Raw genomic sequence first — 19,448 nt, forward strand, 5'->3', positions numbered from 1 at the left:
TATCTCATGCGTACAGAATATTGCGGGCAGCTGCGTCAGTCCCACGTCGGACAGCAGGTCACCCTGTGTGGTTGGGTCAACCGTCGTCGTGATCTTGGTAGCCTTATCTTCATCGATATGCGCGACCGTGAAGGTATCGTTCAGGTGTTCTTCGACCCGGATCGCGCAGATGCGCTGAAGCTGGCCTCTGAGCTGCGTAATGAGTTCTGCATTCAGGTCACCGGCACCGTGCGTGCGCGTGACGAGAAAAACGTTAACGCAGACATGGCGACGGGCGCTATCGAAGTGCTGGCCTCCGATCTGGTTATCATCAACCGTGCCGAAGCGCTGCCGCTGGACTCCAACCACGTCAACACTGAAGAAGCGCGTCTGAAATACCGGTACCTGGATCTGCGTCGTCCGGAAATGGCTCAGCGCCTGAAAACCCGTGCGAAAATCACCAGCCTGGTGCGTCGCTTTATGGATGACCACGGTTTCCTCGATATTGAAACCCCGATGCTGACCAAAGCCACGCCGGAAGGCGCGCGCGATTACCTGGTGCCATCCCGCGTTCATAAAGGCAAATTCTACGCGCTGCCGCAGTCACCGCAGCTGTTCAAACAGCTGCTGATGATGTCCGGCTTCGACCGCTATTATCAAATCGTTAAGTGCTTCCGCGACGAAGACCTGCGCGCTGACCGTCAGCCAGAATTTACCCAGATCGATGTGGAAACCTCCTTCATGACCGCCGAACAGGTGCGTGAAGTGATGGAAGCGCTGGTGCGTAGCCTGTGGAACGACGTGAAGGGCATTGAGCTGGGCGATTTCCCGATCATGACCTTCGCCGAAGCGGAACGTCGCTACGGCTCCGACAAACCAGACCTGCGTAACCCGATGGAGCTGGTGGACGTGGCTGACCTGGTGAAATCCGTTGAGTTCGCGGTATTCGCGGGACCGGCTAACGATCCGAAAGGCCGCGTGGCTGCCCTGCGCGTACCGGGCGGCGCGGCGCTGAGCCGTAAGCAGATTGATGACTACGGCAACTTTATTAAGATCTACGGCGCGAAAGGTCTGGCCTATATTAAAGTGACCGAGCGTGCGAAAGGTCTGGAAGGGATCACCAGCCCGGTGGCGAAATTCCTGAACGCGGACATCGTGGAAGCGATCCTTGAGCGCACCGGTGCGCAGGACGGCGACATGATCTTCTTCGGCGCAGACAACAAGAAAGTCGTTGCGGATGCGATGGGCGCGCTGCGTCTGAAGCTCGGCAAAGACCTGAACCTGACCGACGAAAGCAAATGGGCGCCGCTGTGGGTTATCGACTTCCCGATGTTTGAAGACGACGGTGAAGGCGGCCTGACCGCGATGCACCACCCGTTCACCTCGCCAAAAGAGATGACGGCGGCAGAGCTGAAAGCGGCGCCGGAAGAGGCAGTGGCAAACGCTTATGACATGGTTATCAACGGCTATGAAGTGGGCGGCGGTTCCGTGCGTATTCACAGCGGTGAAATGCAGCAGACCGTGTTCGGCATTCTGGGTATTAACGAGCAGGAGCAGCGCGAGAAGTTTGGCTTCCTGCTGGACGCCCTGAAGTACGGCACGCCTCCGCACGCGGGTCTGGCCTTCGGTCTCGACCGTCTGACCATGCTGCTGACCGGCACCGATAACATTCGTGACGTTATCGCCTTCCCGAAAACCACTGCCGCAGCGTGTCTGATGACCGAAGCGCCAAGCTTTGCCAACCCGGCAGCGCTGGCCGAACTGGGCATTGAAGTGGTGAAGAAGGAAGAGAAAAACTGATATGGCATATAAGCTTCCCGTTTCTGTCCTGGTGGTCATTTATGCAGAAGACACGAAGCGGGTGCTGATGTTGCAGCGGCGCGACGATCCTGATTTCTGGCAGTCGGTTACCGGCAGCCTGGAAGAGGGGGAGACCGCGCCGCAGGCCGCCGCGCGTGAAGTAAAGGAAGAGGTCACCATTGACGTTGCTCATGAGCAACTGACCCTGAAGGACTGTCAGCGCACGGTGGAGTTTGAAATTTTTAGCCATTTACGTCATCGCTATGCGCCGGGCATTGAGCGCAACACGGAGTCGTGGTTCTGTCTCGCGCTCCCCCATGAGCGGGAGATCGTGTTTACCGAACACCTGAACTACCGCTGGGTGAACGCGGCGGATGCCGCCGCACTGACCAAGTCGTGGAGCAACCGGCAGGCGATTGAAGAATTTGTAATTAACGCGGCCTGAGAAGGCGCGATTTTTGGAGAACTTTTTATGGCAGGTCATAGTAAGTGGGCCAACACCAAACACCGTAAAGCGGCACAGGATGCCAAGCGCGGTAAGATCTTTACCAAAATCATTCGCGAGCTGGTGACAGCAGCGCGTCTGGGCGGCGGCGACCCGGCTTCTAACCCACGCCTGCGCGCGGCGGTAGATAAAGCGCTGTCTAACAACATGACGCGTGACACCCTGAACCGTGCTATCGCACGCGGCGTGGGCGGTGATGAAGACGCGAACATGGAAACCATCATTTATGAAGGTTACGGCCCTGGCGGTACTGCGGTGATGGTTGAATGCCTGTCTGACAACCGTAACCGTACCGTTGCGGAAGTGCGCCACGCGTTCACCAAAACCGGTGGCAACCTGGGCACTGACGGCTCCGTAGCTTACCTGTTCAGCAAAAAAGGCGTCATCTCTTTCGAGAAAGGAGACGAAGATGCGATCATGGAAGCGGCGTTAGAAGCGGGTGCGGAAGACGTGGTGACCTACGATGATGGTGCCATTGACGTCTACACCGCGTGGGAAGAGATGGGTGCCGTGCGCGATGCGCTGGAAGCGGCGGGCCTGAAAGCGGACAACGCTGAAGTCTCCATGATCCCGTCCACCAAAGCGGATATGGATGCAGAAACCGCACCGAAACTGCTGCGTCTGATCGACATGCTCGAAGACTGCGACGACGTGCAGGAAGTGTACCACAACGGTGAAATCTCTGATGAGGTTGCAGCGACTCTCTGATGAGAGCCTGTAAACCGTTTACGGGAGACGCGTGATGTCGATTATCCTCGGGATTGACCCCGGCTCGCGCGTCACCGGGTATGGCGTTATCCGTCAGGTGGGACGCCAGCTAACCTACCTCGGCAGTGGATGCATTCGCACCAAAGTGGACGATCTGCCGTCGCGCCTCAAGCTTATTTATGCGGGCGTATCGGAGATCATCACCCAGTTTCAGCCAGACTATTTCGCCATTGAGCAGGTCTTTATGGCGAAGAACGCGGATTCGGCGCTGAAGCTCGGTCAGGCGCGTGGGGTGGCCATCGTGGCTGCGGTGAACCAGGATTTGCCGGTATTCGAATACGCCGCGCGCCAGGTTAAGCAGACGGTGGTGGGCATCGGTAGCGCGGAGAAGAGCCAGGTGCAGCACATGGTGCGCACCCTGCTGAAGCTTCCCGCGAACCCGCAGGCCGACGCCGCCGATGCGCTGGCGATTGCAATTACCCACTGCCACGTCAGCCAGAACGCGATGCAAATGAGCGAGTCGCGGCTCAATCTGGCGCGAGGCAGGTTACGATAATCAGAAATCAGGCTGGATAAACATCCAGCCTTTTTTTATTATGTCGGCAGTTAATTTCTCCCAGAACGCAGGAGCGTCACGTGATAGGCAGACTCAGAGGCATCATCATTGAAAAACAACCCCCGTTAGTGCTGCTGGAAGTGGGTGGCGTGGGCTATGAAGTCCATATGCCGATGACCTGCTTCTACGAGCTGCCGGACGCGGGCAAAGAGGCGATTGTCTTTACCCAGTTTGTGGTGCGTGAAGACGCTCAGCTGCTGTACGGCTTTAACAACAAGCAGGAACGCACCCTGTTTCGCGAGCTGATTAAAACCAACGGTGTGGGGCCTAAGCTGGCGCTGGCGATTTTGTCCGGCATGTCCGCTCCGCAGTTTGTGAATGCCGTTGAGCGCGAAGATCCCGCGGCGCTGGTTAAGCTTCCGGGCATTGGTAAGAAAACCGCAGAGCGTCTGATAGTTGAGATGAAAGACCGCTTTAAAGGTCTGCACGGCGATCTGTTCACTCCGGCTGCCGATTTGGTTCTGACTGCTCCGGGTGCGCCTGCCTCTGATGATGACGCCGAGCAGGAAGCGGTTGCCGCGCTGGTGGCGCTGGGCTATAAACCTCAGGAGGCCAGCCGGATGGTGAGCAAAATTGCCAAACCGGACGCCAGCAGTGAAACTCTGATTCGTGAAGCGCTGCGCGCTGCATTGTGAGGTAAAGGATGATTGAAGCAGACCGCCTGGTATCGGCAGGCACCCTTCAGGCAGAAGACGTGGTGGATCGTGCGATCCGCCCGAAGCTGCTTGATGAGTACATCGGCCAGCCGCAGGTACGTTCCCAGATGGAGATTTTCATCCAGGCGGCAAAGCTGCGCGGCGATGCGCTCGATCACCTGCTGATTTTTGGCCCGCCGGGGTTAGGGAAAACTACCCTGGCTAATATCGTCGCCAATGAAATGGGCGTCAACCTGCGTACCACCTCCGGCCCGGTGCTGGAGAAAGCGGGCGATCTGGCGGCGATGCTGACCAACCTTGAACCGCATGATGTGCTGTTTATCGATGAGATCCACCGCCTGTCACCGGTGGTGGAGGAAGTGCTCTATCCGGCGATGGAAGATTACCAGCTGGATATCATGATCGGCGAAGGCCCGGCCGCGCGCTCCATCAAAATCGATCTGCCGCCGTTTACCCTGATTGGCGCCACGACCCGCGCCGGGTCGTTGACCTCTCCGCTGCGCGACCGCTTTGGCATCGTTCAGCGTCTGGAGTTTTATCAGGTACCCGATCTTCAGCATATCGTGGGGCGCAGCGCGCGCTACATGGGGCTGGATATGAGCGAAGAGGGGGCATATGAAGTGGCGAAGCGTTCCCGCGGTACGCCGCGTATTGCCAACCGCCTGCTGCGCCGCGTGCGTGACTTTGCTGAAGTGAAGCACGATGGTTCGATTTCCGCCGAGATCGCCGCTCAGGCGCTGGATATGCTGAACGTCGATGCTGAAGGCTTTGACTATATGGACCGCAAACTGCTGCTGGCGGTGCTGGACAAGTTCTTCGGTGGCCCGGTCGGGCTGGATAACCTGGCGGCGGCAATTGGCGAAGAGCGTGAGACGATCGAAGATGTGCTGGAGCCGTATCTGATCCAGCAGGGCTTCTTACAGCGTACCCCACGTGGTCGTATGGCGACGGTGCGGGCGTGGAATCATTTCGGTATTACGCCGCCCGCGATGCCGTAAGTAGCGATAAATTGTAGCCCCGGTAAGCGAAGCGCCACCGGGGACATGCTCACTACTGCGCGGTCTTTTTCATCATACTGAAAACAAACAACACCGCCGCACTCAAGACCACCGACGGTCCGGCCGGCGTGTCATAAAACGCCGAAAAGGTTAACCCGCCCGTGACGGCGATCATCCCGATAACCACCGCGATACCGGCCATCTGCTCTGGCGTACGTGCAAACCGACGCGCCGTGGCGGCAGGGATGATCAGCAGCGATGTAATAATCAGCGCGCCGACAAACTTCATCGCCACGCCAATCGTTAACGCCGTCACCAGCATCAGCAGCAGCTTCACGCGCTGCAGCTTCACGCCGTCGACAAACGCCAGATCCGGGCTGACGGTCATTGCCAGTAAATTCCGCCACTGCCACAGCAGAATACCCAGTACCACCACCACGCCAATGGCGATCGCGATGAGATCGTCAGGCGTTACGGCCAGCAGATCGCCAAACAGGTAGGCCATCAGGTCAACGCGGATATTTGACATCAGGCTAACAACGACCAGACCCAGCGACAGCGCGCTGTGCGCCATGATGCCAAGCAGCGTATCAATCGCGAGGTGAGGGCGCTTCTCCAGCCAGACCAGACCGGCTGCCAGCAGCAGCGTGACCACAATTACCGCGTAAAAGGGATTCACATCCAGCAGCAAACCAAAGGCAACGCCCAGCAGCGACGCATGCGCCAGGGTATCACCGAAGTAAGACATTCTGCGCCAGACCACAAACGAGCCGAGTGGGCCTGCGGCGCAGGCAAGCATAACCCCGGCCAGCCAGCCGGGCAGTAACAGTTCAATCATGAGTGTCCATTTCCCCGACGCAGAACGATTCGTCCCTGCAAATCATGGCGGTGATTATGATGATGGCGATAAATGCCAAGCTGTTCAGCGCCGCGAGGGCCGAACATGGAGATAAATTCCGGGTGCATTGAGACCACTTCAGGCGTGCCGGAACAGCAAATGTGATGGTTGAGACACAGCACTTCGTCGGTTTTCGCCATCACCAGATGCAGGTCATGGGAGACCATCAGCACGGCGCAGTTCAGTTCGCGGCGCAGCTGGTCGATCAAATCATAAAGCGCGACCTGACCATTGACGTCCACGCCCTGGGTTGGTTCATCCAGCACCAGCAGCTGCGGGCTGCTCAGCAGCGCACGGGCCAGCAAAACGCGCTGCGTCTCACCGCCGGACAGCTTTTGCAACGGCGCGTCGATAAGGTGGCCCGCCTGCACGCGCTTCAGCGCCGGGAGAATATCGGCTTTTCGCGTGCCCGGACGCAGACGCAGAAAACGATTTACCGTCAGCGGCAGGGTGGCGTCCAGATGTAATTTTTGCGGCACATAGCCGATCCGCAATTTTTCCTCGCGCGTGATTACACCTTCATCCGGTGTAACCAGACCCAGCACCACGCGCACCAGAGTGGATTTACCTGCGCCATTGGGGCCGAGCAGCGTCAGAATTTTTCCAGGCTTGAGATCCAGCGATACGTCAGAGAGGACGCGGCGCTGGCCAAAGGAGACCGAAATATTGTCGAGAGAAACCAGAGTCGTCATGTCAATTTAAGCTTGAAGAAGTCAACGAATGTTATAATATCACATTCCACGCATTCACTACGATGATTAGTCGCATTATGTTACATAAAAATACGCTTCTTTTCGCAGCATTATCCGCTGCCCTTTGGGGAACAACCGCACAAGATGTTAACGCTGCCGTTGTTGCTTCGCTTAAACCGCTTGGATTCATCGCGTCGGCCATTGCCGATGGGGTAACGGAAACCCAGGTTCTGCTCCCTGACGGGGCCTCAGAGCATGACTATTCTCTGCGCCCGTCTGATGTAAAACGCTTACAAAACGCAGACTTAGTTGTCTGGATTGGTCCGGAGATGGAAGCATTCATGCAGAAATCCGCCAAACAGATTGCTGATGAAAAACAGGTCGCGATTGCCGGGCTTTCCGGCGTGAAACCGTTGCTCATGAAAGGGGCGGATGATGACGGTGACGAACATGACCATCACGCTGCAGAGGGTGAAAAAGGTGATGGAGATCACCATCACGGCGAGTACAACATGCATCTCTGGCTATCCCCAGAGATAGCGCGGCTTTCAGCGGTTGCAATCCATGACAAATTAGTGGAACTTATGCCGCAAAGTCGAGCCAAACTAGACGCCAACCTGAAGGATTTTGAGGCACAATTAGCCGCAACCGATAAGCAGGTAGGTAATGAGCTCGCACCGTTGAAAGGAAAAGGGTATTTCGTTTTTCATGACGCCTACGGCTACTACGAAAAACACTACGGCCTGACCCCGCTTGGGCACTTTACCGTCAACCCTGAAATTCAACCTGGTGCGCAGCGTTTACATGAAATCAGAACACAGCTGGTTGAGCAGAAAGCGACATGCGTTTTTGCTGAGCCACAGTTCAGGCCAGCGGTCGTAGAAGCCGTGGCCAGGGGAACATCCGTGCGCATGGGAACCCTTGACCCGCTAGGTACGAATATCCAGTTGAGCAAAGCGAGCTATTCGCAGTTCCTCAGCCAACTGGCGAACCAGTATGCGAGCTGCCTGAAAGGAGATTAACGAGGAAGTGAATACGTGCAACAGATAGCCCGCTCTGTCGCCCTGGCATTTAACAATCTGCCTCGACCCCACCGCGTTATGCTGGGGTCGCTTACAGTTCTCACCTTAGCGGTCGCCGTCTGGCGACCCTATGTTTACCACCCGAGTTCTGCCCCTATCATTAAAACCATCGAGCTTGAAAAGAGCGAGATCCGCTCTTTGCTGCCTGAAGCCAGCGAGCCTATCGACCAGGCCGCTCAGGAAGATGAAGCTATCCCTCAGGATGAACTGGACGATAAAACCGAGAACGAAGCGGGGATCCACGAATACGTTGTCTCTACCGGTGACACGCTGAGCAGCGTGCTCAACCAGTACGGTATCGACATGGGCAATATCAGCCAGCTGGCCGCTGCGGATAAAGACCTGCGTAACCTGAAAATCGGGCAACAGCTCTCCTGGACATTAACGGCGGATGGCGATCTTCAGCGTTTGACCTGGGAAATGTCCCGCCGCGAAACCCGCACCTATGACCGCACTGCAAACGGTTTCAAAATGACCAGTGAAATGCAGAAAGGCGACTGGGTTAACAGCGTGATGAAAGGTACCGTGGGCGGAAGCTTTGTTTCCAGCGCCCGTGATGCGGGCCTGACCAGCGGTGAAATCAGCGCGGTGATCAAAGCCATGCAGTGGCAGATGGATTTCCGTAAGCTGAAGAAAGGCGATGAGTTTTCCGTCCTGATGTCCCGCGAAATGCTGGACGGCAAGCGCGAGCAGAGCCAGCTGCTGGGGGTGCGTCTGCGCTCCGAGGGAAAAGATTACTACGCCATTCGCGCTGAAGACGGCAAGTTCTATGACCGCAGCGGTACAGGCCTTGCGAAAGGCTTCCTGCGTTTCCCGACGGCGAAACAGTTCCGTGTCTCCTCTAACTTTAACCCGCGTCGTCTGAACCCGGTTACCGGGCGCGTTGCGCCTCACCGCGGGGTAGACTTCGCGATGCCGCAGGGCACGCCGGTGCTGTCCGTTGGCGATGGCGAAGTGGTGATGGCAAAACGCAGCGGTGCTGCGGGTTATTACGTCGCTATCCGTCACGGTCGTACCTATACCACCCGCTATATGCACCTGCGCAAGCTGCTAGTCAAACCGGGGCAGAAAGTGAAACGCGGCGACCGTATCGCGCTCTCCGGCAACACCGGACGCTCTACTGGCCCGCACCTGCATTATGAAGTGTGGATCAACCAGCAGGCCGTGAACCCGCTGACGGCCAAACTGCCGCGCACCGAAGGCCTGACAGGTAAAGATCGTTCCGATTACCTGGCGCAGGCGAGAGAGGTGATACCGCAGCTGAGCTTAAACTAAGCTCTCTGTTTTGTGAAAAAAGCCGGTGTCAGCATGCGCCGGCTTTTTCTTTTGTGCGTGGGCGACTGCCTCGCTACACTATCTGAATAATTTTTTGCGTCACCAGACCCTGGAACCAGCATGGAAACAAAAAAAAATAATATTGAATACATTCCTGAGTTTGAAAAATCCTTTCGACACCCGCGCAACTGGGGCGCCTGGCTGGGGGTTTACACCTTTGCGGGCATCGCTATGCTGCCTGCCGCGCTGCGCGATCCCGTACTGGGAAAAATTGGCCGTCTGGCCGGGCGCTTAGGTAAAAGCGCGCGTCGTCGTGCGCAGATCAACCTCTATTACTGTTTTCCTGAAAAAAGCGATGCCGAGCGCGAGGCCATCATCGACGCGATGTATACCACCGCACCGCAGGCCATGGCGATGATGGCGGAGCTGGCGCTGAAAGGGCCGGAGAAAATCATCGGTCGCGTTGACTGGAAGGGTCTGGAAATCATCGACGAAATGCGTCGCAATGATGAGAAGGTCATTTTTCTCGTGCCGCACGGCTGGGGTGTAGATATCCCGGCAATGCTGATGGCTTCCCAGGGGCAGAAAATGGCGGCGATGTTCCATAACCAGGGCAATAAAATCTACGATTTTGTCTGGAATACGGTACGTCGTCGTTTTGGCGGACGTTTGCATGCGCGTAACGACGGCATCAAGCCGTTTATTCAGTCGGTACGTCAGGGGTACTGGGGCTACTATCTGCCGGACCAGGACCACGGACCCGAGCACAGCGAGTTTGTCGACTTCTTTGCGACCTACAAAGCCACGCTCCCCGCGATTGGGCGCCTGATGAAGGTCTGTCGCGCCCGCGTGATCCCGCTCTTTCCGGTTTACGACGGTAAAACGCATCGTCTGAGCATTGAAGTCCATCCGCCGATGGACGACCTGCTGACCGCGGACGATCGCACCATCGCGCGCCGCATGAACGAAGAGGTGGAGCTGCTGGTGGGGCCGCATACCGAACAGTACACGTGGATACTGAAGCTGCTGAAAACGCGGAAGCCGGGAGAGACGGAGCCCTATAAGCGTAAAGAGCTTTACCCGAGGAAATAGAAAACCTTCACCTTGCCCCTCTCCCCTTAGGGGAGAGGGGATCGGATCTTACTCTACGGTCAGTACGCGCGTGGTATTGGTTGAGCCGATGGTGCTCATCACGTCACCCTGCGTCACGATGACGATATCACCAGACACCAGGTAACCTTTATCGCGCAGCAGGTTTACGGCATCGTGCGCCGCGGCTACGCCGTCATTGGTGCTGTCGAAGTGTACCGGGGTAACACCGCGGTACAGCGCCGTCAGGTTCAGCGTACGCTCGTGGCGTGACATGGCGAAAATCGGCAGGCCGGAGCTGATGCGAGAGGTCATCAGCGCGGTGCGGCCAGATTCGGTCATGGTGATGATCGCCGTAACGCCTTTCAGATGGTTGGCTGCATACATGGCGGACATCGCAATCGCTTCTTCCACATTGTCGAACTGGATATCCAGGCGGTGCTTGGAGACGTTAATGCTTGGGATCTTCTCCGCGCCCAGGCAGACGCGCGCCATTGCGGCCACGGTTTCTGCCGGATACTGGCCCGCCGCAGTTTCCGCTGACAGCATCACCGCATCGGTACCGTCCAGCACGGCGTTAGCGACGTCCATGACTTCCGCACGGGTTGGCATTGGGTTAGTGATCATGGATTCCATCATCTGGGTGGCGGTGATCACCGCGCGATTCAGCTGACGTGCGCGACGAATCAGCGCTTTCTGGATACCGACCAGTTCAGGGTCGCCGATTTCCACGCCCAGATCGCCACGGGCAACCATCACCACGTCAGAGGCGAGGATCACATCGTCCATCGCATCCTGATCGCACACGGCTTCCGCGCGTTCAACCTTAGCGACGATTTTGGCATCACAGCCTGCGTCACGGGCCAGACGGCGCGCATAGTTCAGATCTTCGCCACAGCGTGGGAAGGAGACCGCCAGGTAGTCAACGCCGATCTGGGCCGCCGTTACGATATCCGCTTTGTCTTTGTCGGTCAGGGCTTCCGCAGAGAGGCCGCCGCCCAGTTTGTTGATGCCTTTATTGTTGGAGAGCGGGCCGCCGACGGTGACTTCAGTGAACACTTTCATCCCCTGAACTTCCAGCACCTTCAGCTGGACGCGACCGTCGTCGAGCAGCAGGATATCGCCAGGTACCACATCAGCCGGCAGGCCTTTATAGTCGATCCCGACTTTCTCTTTATCGCCTTCGCCTTTACCGAGGTTGGCATCCAGCAGGAATTTGTCGCCGATATTGAGGAAAACTTTACCTTCTTTGAAGGTTGATACACGAATTTTTGGACCCTGCAGGTCGCCGAGGATAGCGACGTGGCGGCCCAGCTTAGCGGCGATCTCACGCACTTTATCGGCACGCAATTTATGGTCTTCTGGCGTACCGTGAGAGAAGTTCATACGCACCACGTTGGCGCCAGCGGCGATAATCTTTTCGAGGTTATTATCGCGATCGGTGGCCGGGCCTAAGGTGGTGACGATCTTGGTTCTGCGAAGCCTTCTGGACATGTAATACTCCGTTGACTGAAACAACTTTGGTGTTGCGTGAACATTGAATCGGCCTTCATCTACCGCAAGGCAGCAAAGAGGGGGCCGAATGCCGAAAATCGTTACATCTAATTATGGGTTACGTCTTCGTTATCTACTTTCAGGGAACATCGCTCTTTATAAGCAATTCTTTATCAAAACGCGATTCCTTCAGCGCTTCCTTGACTCGCTTCAAGTTATCTCGGAATTTTGCGCCCCGGCGTAAGGTAAATCCGGTCGCCAGCACGTCGATTACCGTGAGTTGCGCCAGACGGGACACCATTGGCATATACATGTCGGTATCCTCAGGCACGTCCAGGGTAATGGCGAGAGTCGCCTCCCGCGCCAGCGGCGTGCCGGCGGTGGTGAGGGCGATTACCATGGCATCGTTTTCACGGGCCAGCTGCGCCAGCTCAACCTGGCTTTTGGTGCGGCCAGTGTGCGAAATCAGTACCACGACGTCATCCTCACTGCAATTCATACAGCTCATGCGTTGCAGCACAATGTCATCGGAATAAATAACCGGCACGTTAAAGCGGAAGAATTTATTCATGGCGTCGTGCGCCACGGCGGCTGACGAGCCAAGACCGAAGAATGCAATGCGTTTGGCCTGGGTGAGTAAATCCACCGCGCGGTTTACTGAACTCATATCCAGACTTTGACGAACGTGATCGAGCGTGGCCATGGCCGACTCAAATATTTTTGCCGTATAGGCATCTACGCTGTCGTCTTCATCCACATTACGATTAACATAGGGGGTGCCGTTTGCCAGACTTTGTGCCAGATGCAGTTTAAAATCAGGAAAGCCGCGCGTTTCCAGGCTGCGGCAGAAGCGGTTGACCGTCGGTTCACTGACGCCCGCTTCCTGAGCCAGAGCGGCGATGCTTGAATGAATCGCCTGAGCGGGCGCGGCCAGAATGACTTCAGCCACTTTTCGCTCGGATTTGCTAAGGTGTTCCAGTTGATACTGGATTTTTTCAAGCATGTTCATTGTTAACAAGGCGCTCATGGGGGTGGAAACGATTTCACTCATTGATGAAATCTTGATTCGATTAGCCGATATTACCCCTGTGGCTTCCCTAAAGGGTAACAGTCGACGAGATAATGTTGTTGTTTTTTTTCATTACTTGATCGATGTCGGGTTTTGCTATGACCCTGTTGCGCAAATTATCGACGGCTGTTGCGTCATTACGTCGCCATAATCGGCTGAATGGCGAAAAATCGCCGTATCGCACGAGACGATAAGCGCTAATGGTTTCGGGAATGACGTAAAAGCAGTACAGTGCATTGTAATAAAATTACAACGATACCTGGCAGAAGCACCAGGTGATCCAACTGAGGAGAATGACATGGCGGTAACGCAAACAGCCCAGGCATGTGACCTGGTCATTTTCGGCGCGAAAGGCGATCTTGCACGCCGAAAATTGCTGCCTTCCCTGTATCAACTGGAGAAAGCGGGCCAAATTCATCCGGATACGCGTATCCTGGGTGTTGGGCGCGCCGACTGGGACAAGGACGCTTATACCAAAGTTGTCCGCGAGGCGCTCGAAACTTTCATGAAGGAAAAAATTGATGAAAGTTTGTGGGATACCCTCAGCGGTCGTCTCGATTTCTGCAACCTGGACGTTAATGACGTCAGCGCGTTTTCCCGCCTGGGTGCCATGCTGGATCAGAAAAACCGTGTCACCATTAACTATTTCGCCATGCCGCCAAGCACCTTTGGTGCCATCTGCAAAGGTTTGGGCGAAGCCAAACTGAACGCCAAGCCGGCGCGCGTGGTGATGGAAAAGCCGCTGGGGACGTCGCTGGCTACCTCCCGTGAAATCAACGACCAGGTGGGCGAGTTCTTTGAAGAGTGCCAGGTCTACCGTATCGACCACTATCTCGGTAAAGAGACGGTACTGAACCTGCTGGCGCTGCGTTTCGCTAACTCCCTGTTTGTGAACAACTGGGACAACCGTACCATTGACCACGTGGAAATTACCGTGGCGGAAGAGGTGGGGATTGAAGGTCGCTGGGGTTACTTTGACCAGGCCGGCCAGATGCGCGACATGATCCAGAACCACCTGCTGCAAATTCTGTGCATGATTGCCATGTCTCCACCGTCTGACCTGACGGCTGACAGCATCCGCGATGCCAAAGTGAAAGTGCTGAAGTCGCTGCGCCGCATCGACCGCTCCAACGTGCGCGAGAAAACCGTTCGCGGCCAGTACACCGCCGGGTTTGCGCAAGGTAAAAAAGTGCCAGGCTACCTGGAAGAAGAGGGCGCGAACAAATCCAGCAATACCGAGACGTTTGTGGCCATCCGCGTGGATATCGACGACTGGCGCTGGGCGGGCGTGCCGTTCTACCTGCGTACCGGTAAGCGTCTGCCGACGAAGTGCTCCGAAGTAGTCGTCTACTTTAAGAACCCGGAACTGAACCTGTTCAAAGAGTCCTGGCAGGAGCTGCCGCAGAACAAGCTGACCATCCGTCTGCAGCCGGACGAAGGGGTGGATATCCAGATCCTCAACAAAGTGCCGGGCCTGGATCATAAGCACAACCTGCAGACCACCAAGCTGGATCTGAGCTACTCCGAAACCTTCAACCAGACGCACCTTGCGGATGCTTACGAGCGTCTGCTGCTGGAAACCATGCGCGGTATCCAGGCGCTGTTCGTGCGTCGCGACGAAGTGGAAGAGGCGTGGAAATGGGTTGATTCCATCACCGAAGCCTGGGCTGCCGATCAGGATGCGCCAAAACCGTATCAGGCGGGTACCTGGGGGCCTGTGGCGTCGGTGGCGATGATCACCCGCGATGGCCGCTCCTGGAACGAGTTTGAGTAGGATATTCCGCTAGCCCGAAAGTGTTATTTTACCGGTAACATGATCTAACACAGCTAGTGGCACAATTTTTATACTTTTAAGCTCCGCGTGGATTCACCCGCGGGGCTTTTTTTATTACACTGCCGGAAGTGATTTTGCCCCTGAGCTCCGGACAGCAAGCGTTTCAGCGTTGTTAACAACCGCCAGCGACTTTGTAAACTCCCGAGCCCGGACAGATAAATTAAAGGAGCTTTTATGAATCCTGTATTGTTACGCGTAACACAACGCATTATCGAGCGCTCGAAAGAGACCCGTTCGGCCTACCTCGCCCGCATTGAACAGGCGAAAAGCAACACCGTTCACCGCTCCCAGCTGGCCTGCGGTAACCTGGCCCACGGCTTCGCTGCCTGCCAGCCTGATGACAAAGCCTCACTGAAAAGCATGTTGCGTAACAATATCGCTATTATCACGTCCTATAACGATATGCTCTCCGCGCATCAGCCGTATGAGGTCTATCCCAACATCATTCGTAAAGCGCTGCACAGCGTGAACGCGGTCGGGCAGGTGGCAGGGGGCGTCCCGGCCATGTGCGACGGCGTGACGCAGGGGCAGGATGGTATGGAGCTGTCGCTGCTGAGCCGCGAAGTGATTGCGATGTCTGCGGCGGTGGGCCTGTCACACAACATGTTTGATGGCGCGCTGTATCTCGGCGTGTGCGACAAAATCGTCCCGGGCCTGGTGATGGCGGCGCTGTCGTTTGGTCATCTGCCTGCGATTTTCGTGCCGTCCGGCCCGATGGCCAGCGGTCTGCCGAATAAAGAAAAAGTGCGTATCCGCCAGCTGTATGCGGAAGGCAAAGCCGATCGTCAGGCGCTGCTGGAAGCCGAAGCCGCGTCCTACCATGCGCCGGGCACCTGTACGTTCTACGGCACGGCCAACACCAACCAGATGGTGGTGGAGTTTATGGGGATGCAGCTTCCGGGCTCGTCCTTCATCCAGCCGGACGCGCCGCTGCGCCAGGCGCTGACCGAGGCCGCGGCCCGTCAGGTGACGCGCCTGACAGGAAACGGCAATGAATGGATGCCGATGGGCAAAATGGTCGACGAAAAAGTGATCGTCAACGGTATCGTCGCCCTGCTGGCAACCGGCGGTTCAACTAACCACACCATGCACCTGGTGGCCATGGCGCGCGCGGCGGGTATCCTGATTAACTGGGATGACTTCTCCGACATCTCCTCCGTGGTACCGCTGATGGCGCGTCTGTACCCGAACGGGCCGGCGGACATCAACCACTTCCAGGCTGCGGGCGGCGTGCCGCTGCTGATGCGCGAGTTGCTGAAAGGCGGTCTGCTGCATGAAGACGTGAACACCGTAGCCGGATTTGGTCTGCAGCGCTACACCCAGGAGCCGTGGCTGAACAACGGCGAGCTGGACTGGCGCGACGGGGCAACCGCGTCTCTTGATCCGCAGGTGATTGCCACTATCGACAAACCGTTCTCCCACCACGGCGGTACCAAAGTGCTGAGCGGCAACCTTGGCCGCGCGGTGATGAAAACCTCTGCCGTGCCGGAAGAGAACCAGGTTATCGAGGCCCCGGCGGTAGTGTTTGAAAGCCAGCACGACGTGTTGCCTGCCTTCGACGCCGGTCTGCTGGATAAAGACTGCGTGGTGGTCGTGCGTCATCAGGGGCCAAAAGCGAACGGCATGCCAGAATTACATAAACTTATGCCACCACTTGGTGTATTATTGGACCGCCGTTTCAAAATTGCGTTAGTGACCGATGGCCGCCTGTCAGGCGCATCCGGCAAAGTGCCTTCCGCCATCCACGTCACGCCTGAAGCCTACGACGGCGGCTTGCTGGCGAAAGTGCGCGACGGCGACATGATCCGCGTGAACGGCCAGACTGGCGAGTTAACCCTGCTGGTGGATGACGCGGAGCTGGCGGCACGTCAGCCCCATATTCCTGACCTGAGCGCATCGCGCGTGGGGACCGGACGCGAAATGTTCAGCGCGCTGCGTGAGAAGCTCTCCGGTGCGGAGCAGGGCGCAACCTGTATTACGTTTTAAGACGACTTGATTTTAACGATCTGGCGAGAGAGAACTCTGATGAAAAACTGGAAAACAAGTGCAGAAGCAATCCTGACCACTGGCCCTGTCGTGCCGGTTATCGTGGTAAACAAGCTGGAGCACGCTGTGCCAATGGCGAAAGCGCTGGTTGCGGGGGGCGTTCGCGTTCTGGAAGTGACCCTGCGTACCGCCTGCGCGATGGATGCCATCCGTGCCATCGCTAAAGAAGTGCCGGACGCCATCATCGGTGCGGGTACCGTTCTCAACGCGCAGCAGCTGGCGGAAGTGACCGAAGCCGGCGCACAGTTTGCCATCAGCCCGGGCCTGACCGAGCCGCTGCTGAAGGCCGCGACCGAAGGCACCATTCCCTTGATCCCGGGCATCAGCACCGTTTCTGAACTGATGCTGGGCATGGACTACGGTCTGAAAGAGTTCAAATTCTTCCCGGCGGAAGCGAATGGCGGCACCAAAGCGCTGCAGGCAATTGCGGGTCCCTTCTCTCAGGTACGCTTCTGCCCGACGGGCGGTATCTCCCCGGCTAACTACCGCGACTACCTGGCGCTGAAAAGCGTGCTGTGCATCGGCGGCTCATGGCTGGTTCCGGCGGATGCGCTGGAAGCGGGTGACTGGGATCGCATCACGAAACTGGCTCGTGAAGCGGTTGAAGGCGCGAAGCAGTAAGCCATATGCAGCATGAAAAACGGGCCTTTCGGCCCGTTTTTTTTATCCTGCTACCTGAACGTTCGCAGCCGCTGCTTTTGCTCTTGCTACGGCCTCGCCAACGTTATCCCCGGTGGCTAACGCCACGCCCAGACGACGCGTACCGTCGATCTCCGGCTTGCCGAACAGACGGACCTGCAGGCCTGCGCCCACCGCGCCTTCGACGTTATCAAACGTCACATTCTGGCTGGTCAACTGCGGAAGGATCACCGCAGACGCCGCCGGGCAGTACTGGCGGATGCCGCCAACCGGCAGGCCGAGGAAGGCGCGCACGTGCAGGGCGAACTCCGATAGATCCTGCGAAATGAGCGTGACCATACCGGTGTCGTGCGGGCGAGGGGAGACTTCGCTGAAGATCACTTCGTCTCCGCAGACGAACAGCTCCACGCCGAACAGGCCATAACCGCCCAGGGCCAGAACGGTCTTACGGGCAATCTCCCGGGCACGCTCCAGCGCCAGGTCGCTCATCTGCTGCGGCTGCCAGGATTCACGATAATCGCCATCTTCCTGGCGGTGGCCAATCGGGTCGCAGAAATGGACGCCGTCCACGGCACTGACGGTGAGCAGAGTGATTTCGAAATCAAACTTCACCACGCCTTCGACGATCACGCGACCGGCACCGGCACGGCCACCCTGTTGCGCATAATCCCACGCGCTGTCCAGCGCGCTGCTGTCGCGAATAAAGCTCTGACCTTTTCCGGAAGAGCTCATCACCGGCTTAATGATGCACGGGTAGCCAATCTCTTCAACGGCCTGCAGGAATGCGGCTTTGTCACCCGCAAAACGGTAGCTTGAAGTAGGCAGCCCCAGCTCCTCCGCCGCCAGGCGGCGAATGCCTTCACGGTTCATGGTCAGCTTTGCGGCTTTCGCGCAGGGCACCACGCGCTGGCCTTCCTGCTCAAGGGCGATCAGCGTATCGGTTGCGATAGCTTCAATTTCCGGCACGACAAAATCCGGTTTCTCCCGTGCAATGAGCGTGCGCAGGGCATCACCGTCCAGCATGTTAATCACATAAGAACGATGGGCGACGTGCATGGCGGGCGCGTCGGCGTAGCGGTCTACGGCAATCACCTCCACCCCTAAACGCTGACACTCAATGGCGACTTCTTTACCCAGTTCGCCCGATCCCAACAGCATTACGCGCGTCGCCGCAGGTCGCAGCGCGGTTCCTAAACGAGTCATAACATTCCCCCTGAAAAAGATGCGCGCAGTATAAACGAAAACGTTTGCGTCTGTCTTGCGCACGGCAAAAGGGCAGACCAGAAATTTGCGCTTCTTTAGGCTTGATGGACATTTCCTGACGCCTGCTCGCTTACGCTGGAGAACATGTTAACCGTTAAGCGAGGGAAACCATGTCAGGCTGGTTAAATCAACTGCAATCCATGTTAGGGCAGAAAACGTCTGGTTCCGGCGAGCAGGGGCTGAGCAAACTTCTGGTACCGGGGGCGCTCGGTGGGCTGGCAGGGCTGCTGGTTGCCAATAAATCCTCACGCAAGCTGCTGGCGAAGTACGGTACCGGCGCGCTGCTGGCCGGGGGCGGCGCTATCGCCGGCACCGTGCTGTGGAACAAATATAAGGACAGGGTGCGAGCGGCGCACCGCGATGAACCTCACTATGGGGAGCATACTTCTCCGCTGGATCTGCGCACGGAGCGGCTCATCCTGGCGCTGGTGTTTGCCGCCAAAAGCGACGGGCATATTGATGATAATGAAAGAGCGGCTATCGAACAGCAGCTGCGCGAGGCGGGTGTTGAAGAACAGGGCAGAACGCTGGTGGCGCAGGCCATTGAACAGCCGCTCGATCCGCAGCGTCTGGCACTGAGCGTGAAAAATGAGGAAGAGGCGCTGGAACTCTATTTTCTCAGCTGTGCCGCCATAGATATCGATCACTTTATGGAGCGTGGCTACCTTAACGCCCTCGGCGACGCGCTGAAGATCCCTCAGGACGTGCGCGAGGGGATAGAAAAAGATATCGGGGAACAAAAACAGGCGCTACAGGGCTAACTCGCGCCCCCGTGGTCATGTTTCGCTTGCATCATGCGCGGGTT

18 protein-coding genes are annotated in these 19,448 nt (G+C 57.1%); 13 read left to right on the forward strand and 5 right to left on the reverse strand.

The window, feature by feature from the left end; all coding sequences use genetic code 11:
• The first annotated feature begins 6 nt into the window (after positions 1–6).
• From aspS to ruvB, 6 genes are all read left to right on the forward strand, one after another.
• Positions 7–1,779: an aspartate--tRNA ligase gene (aspS, locus tag IM313_RS16160; protein ID WP_192971755.1), complete on the forward strand. Its 1,773-nt coding sequence runs from the start codon at positions 7–9 to the stop codon at positions 1,777–1,779.
• Position 1,780: 1 nt separating this feature from the next.
• Positions 1,781–2,224 carry a dihydroneopterin triphosphate diphosphatase gene (gene nudB / locus IM313_RS16165; RefSeq protein WP_059353978.1) on the forward strand — a complete coding sequence of 148 codons (444 nt, stop codon included), beginning with the start codon at positions 1,781–1,783 and terminating at the stop codon, positions 2,222–2,224.
• A 27-nt stretch (positions 2,225–2,251) separates the two neighbouring features.
• Positions 2,252–2,992: a YebC/PmpR family DNA-binding transcriptional regulator gene (locus IM313_RS16170; protein ID WP_003859747.1), complete on the forward strand. Its 741-nt coding sequence runs from the start codon at positions 2,252–2,254 to the stop codon at positions 2,990–2,992.
• 34 nt (positions 2,993–3,026) lie between these two features.
• Entirely contained in the window at positions 3,027–3,548 is a 522-nt protein-coding gene (gene ruvC / locus IM313_RS16175; RefSeq protein ID WP_003859749.1) for a crossover junction endodeoxyribonuclease RuvC, read from the forward strand.
• An 80-nt stretch (positions 3,549–3,628) separates the two neighbouring features.
• Positions 3,629–4,243: a Holliday junction branch migration protein RuvA gene (gene ruvA, locus IM313_RS16180; RefSeq protein WP_028013624.1), complete on the forward strand. Its 615-nt coding sequence runs from the start codon at positions 3,629–3,631 to the stop codon at positions 4,241–4,243.
• Between the two features lie 8 nt (positions 4,244–4,251).
• Positions 4,252–5,262, forward strand: a complete 1,011-nt coding sequence (gene ruvB, locus IM313_RS16185) for a Holliday junction branch migration DNA helicase RuvB (RefSeq protein ID WP_028013623.1) — start codon at positions 4,252–4,254, stop codon at positions 5,260–5,262.
• A 52-nt stretch (positions 5,263–5,314) separates the two neighbouring features.
• Here ruvB and znuB read toward each other — a convergent pair whose 3' ends face one another.
• Together znuB and znuC are read right to left on the reverse strand one after the other, a co-directional pair.
• A complete protein-coding gene (gene znuB, locus IM313_RS16190; RefSeq protein WP_041909449.1) occupies positions 5,315–6,100 on the reverse strand; it encodes a zinc ABC transporter permease subunit ZnuB in 786 nt (261 codons plus the stop codon).
• The gene (znuC, locus tag IM313_RS16195; RefSeq protein ID WP_028013621.1) at positions 6,097–6,852 is read right to left on the reverse strand and encodes a zinc ABC transporter ATP-binding protein ZnuC; all 756 of its coding nucleotides are present in this window, start codon (positions 6,850–6,852) and stop codon (positions 6,097–6,099) included. Before znuC ends, znuB begins: the two co-directional genes overlap by 4 nt.
• A gap of 77 nt (positions 6,853–6,929) precedes the next feature.
• Here znuC and znuA point away from each other — a divergent pair, with 77 nt between their 5' ends.
• From znuA to lpxM, 3 genes are all read left to right on the forward strand, one after another.
• Positions 6,930–7,874 carry a zinc ABC transporter substrate-binding protein ZnuA gene (znuA, locus tag IM313_RS16200; protein WP_028013620.1) on the forward strand — a complete coding sequence of 315 codons (945 nt, stop codon included), beginning with the start codon at positions 6,930–6,932 and terminating at the stop codon, positions 7,872–7,874.
• A 15-nt stretch (positions 7,875–7,889) separates the two neighbouring features.
• Complete coding sequence (gene mepM / locus IM313_RS16205) at positions 7,890–9,209, forward strand: murein DD-endopeptidase MepM (protein WP_028013619.1); 1,320 nt, start codon at positions 7,890–7,892, stop codon at positions 9,207–9,209.
• Positions 9,210–9,329: 120 nt separating this feature from the next.
• Positions 9,330–10,301, forward strand: coding sequence for a lauroyl-Kdo(2)-lipid IV(A) myristoyltransferase (gene lpxM, locus IM313_RS16210; RefSeq protein WP_048998642.1), 972 nt, complete (start codon positions 9,330–9,332; stop codon positions 10,299–10,301).
• 48 nt (positions 10,302–10,349) lie between these two features.
• Here lpxM and pyk read toward each other — a convergent pair whose 3' ends face one another.
• Positions 10,350–11,792 carry a pyruvate kinase gene (gene pyk, locus IM313_RS16215; protein WP_028013616.1) on the reverse strand — a complete coding sequence of 481 codons (1,443 nt, stop codon included), beginning with the start codon at positions 11,790–11,792 and terminating at the stop codon, positions 10,350–10,352.
• 139 nt (positions 11,793–11,931) lie between these two features.
• Positions 11,932–12,801 (reverse strand): MurR/RpiR family transcriptional regulator, encoded by an 870-nt coding sequence (locus IM313_RS16220; protein WP_028013615.1) that lies wholly within the window; start codon positions 12,799–12,801, stop codon positions 11,932–11,934.
• Between the two features lie 358 nt (positions 12,802–13,159).
• Between IM313_RS16220 and zwf the strand changes: the two genes are divergently transcribed.
• The 3 genes from zwf to kdgA all read left to right on the forward strand — a co-directional run bounded on the left by zwf (position 13,160) and on the right by kdgA (position 17,362).
• Positions 13,160–14,635 carry a glucose-6-phosphate dehydrogenase gene (zwf, locus tag IM313_RS16225; RefSeq protein WP_028013613.1) on the forward strand — a complete coding sequence of 492 codons (1,476 nt, stop codon included), beginning with the start codon at positions 13,160–13,162 and terminating at the stop codon, positions 14,633–14,635.
• A gap of 234 nt (positions 14,636–14,869) precedes the next feature.
• Positions 14,870–16,681, forward strand: coding sequence for a phosphogluconate dehydratase (gene edd / locus IM313_RS16230; protein ID WP_041909456.1), 1,812 nt, complete (start codon positions 14,870–14,872; stop codon positions 16,679–16,681).
• A 39-nt stretch (positions 16,682–16,720) separates the two neighbouring features.
• A complete protein-coding gene (gene kdgA, locus IM313_RS16235) occupies positions 16,721–17,362 on the forward strand; it encodes a bifunctional 4-hydroxy-2-oxoglutarate aldolase/2-dehydro-3-deoxy-phosphogluconate aldolase (RefSeq protein ID WP_014884307.1) in 642 nt (213 codons plus the stop codon).
• Positions 17,363–17,404: 42 nt separating this feature from the next.
• Here the strand turns inward: kdgA and purT are convergent, their stop codons facing one another.
• Positions 17,405–18,583 carry a formate-dependent phosphoribosylglycinamide formyltransferase gene (gene purT, locus IM313_RS16240; RefSeq protein ID WP_045260315.1) on the reverse strand — a complete coding sequence of 393 codons (1,179 nt, stop codon included), beginning with the start codon at positions 18,581–18,583 and terminating at the stop codon, positions 17,405–17,407.
• Between the two features lie 170 nt (positions 18,584–18,753).
• Here purT and IM313_RS16245 point away from each other — a divergent pair, with 170 nt between their 5' ends.
• On the forward strand, positions 18,754–19,404 hold the full coding sequence (locus IM313_RS16245; RefSeq protein ID WP_192971756.1) for a tellurite resistance TerB family protein: 651 nt from the start codon (positions 18,754–18,756) through the stop codon (positions 19,402–19,404).
• The last annotated feature ends 44 nt before the right edge of the window (positions 19,405–19,448 follow it).

The sequence above is a fragment of the Enterobacter cloacae complex sp. P2B genome (genome assembly GCF_014895985.1).
GTDB classification, from domain to species: Bacteria; Pseudomonadota; Gammaproteobacteria; order Enterobacterales; family Enterobacteriaceae; genus Enterobacter; species Enterobacter bugandensis.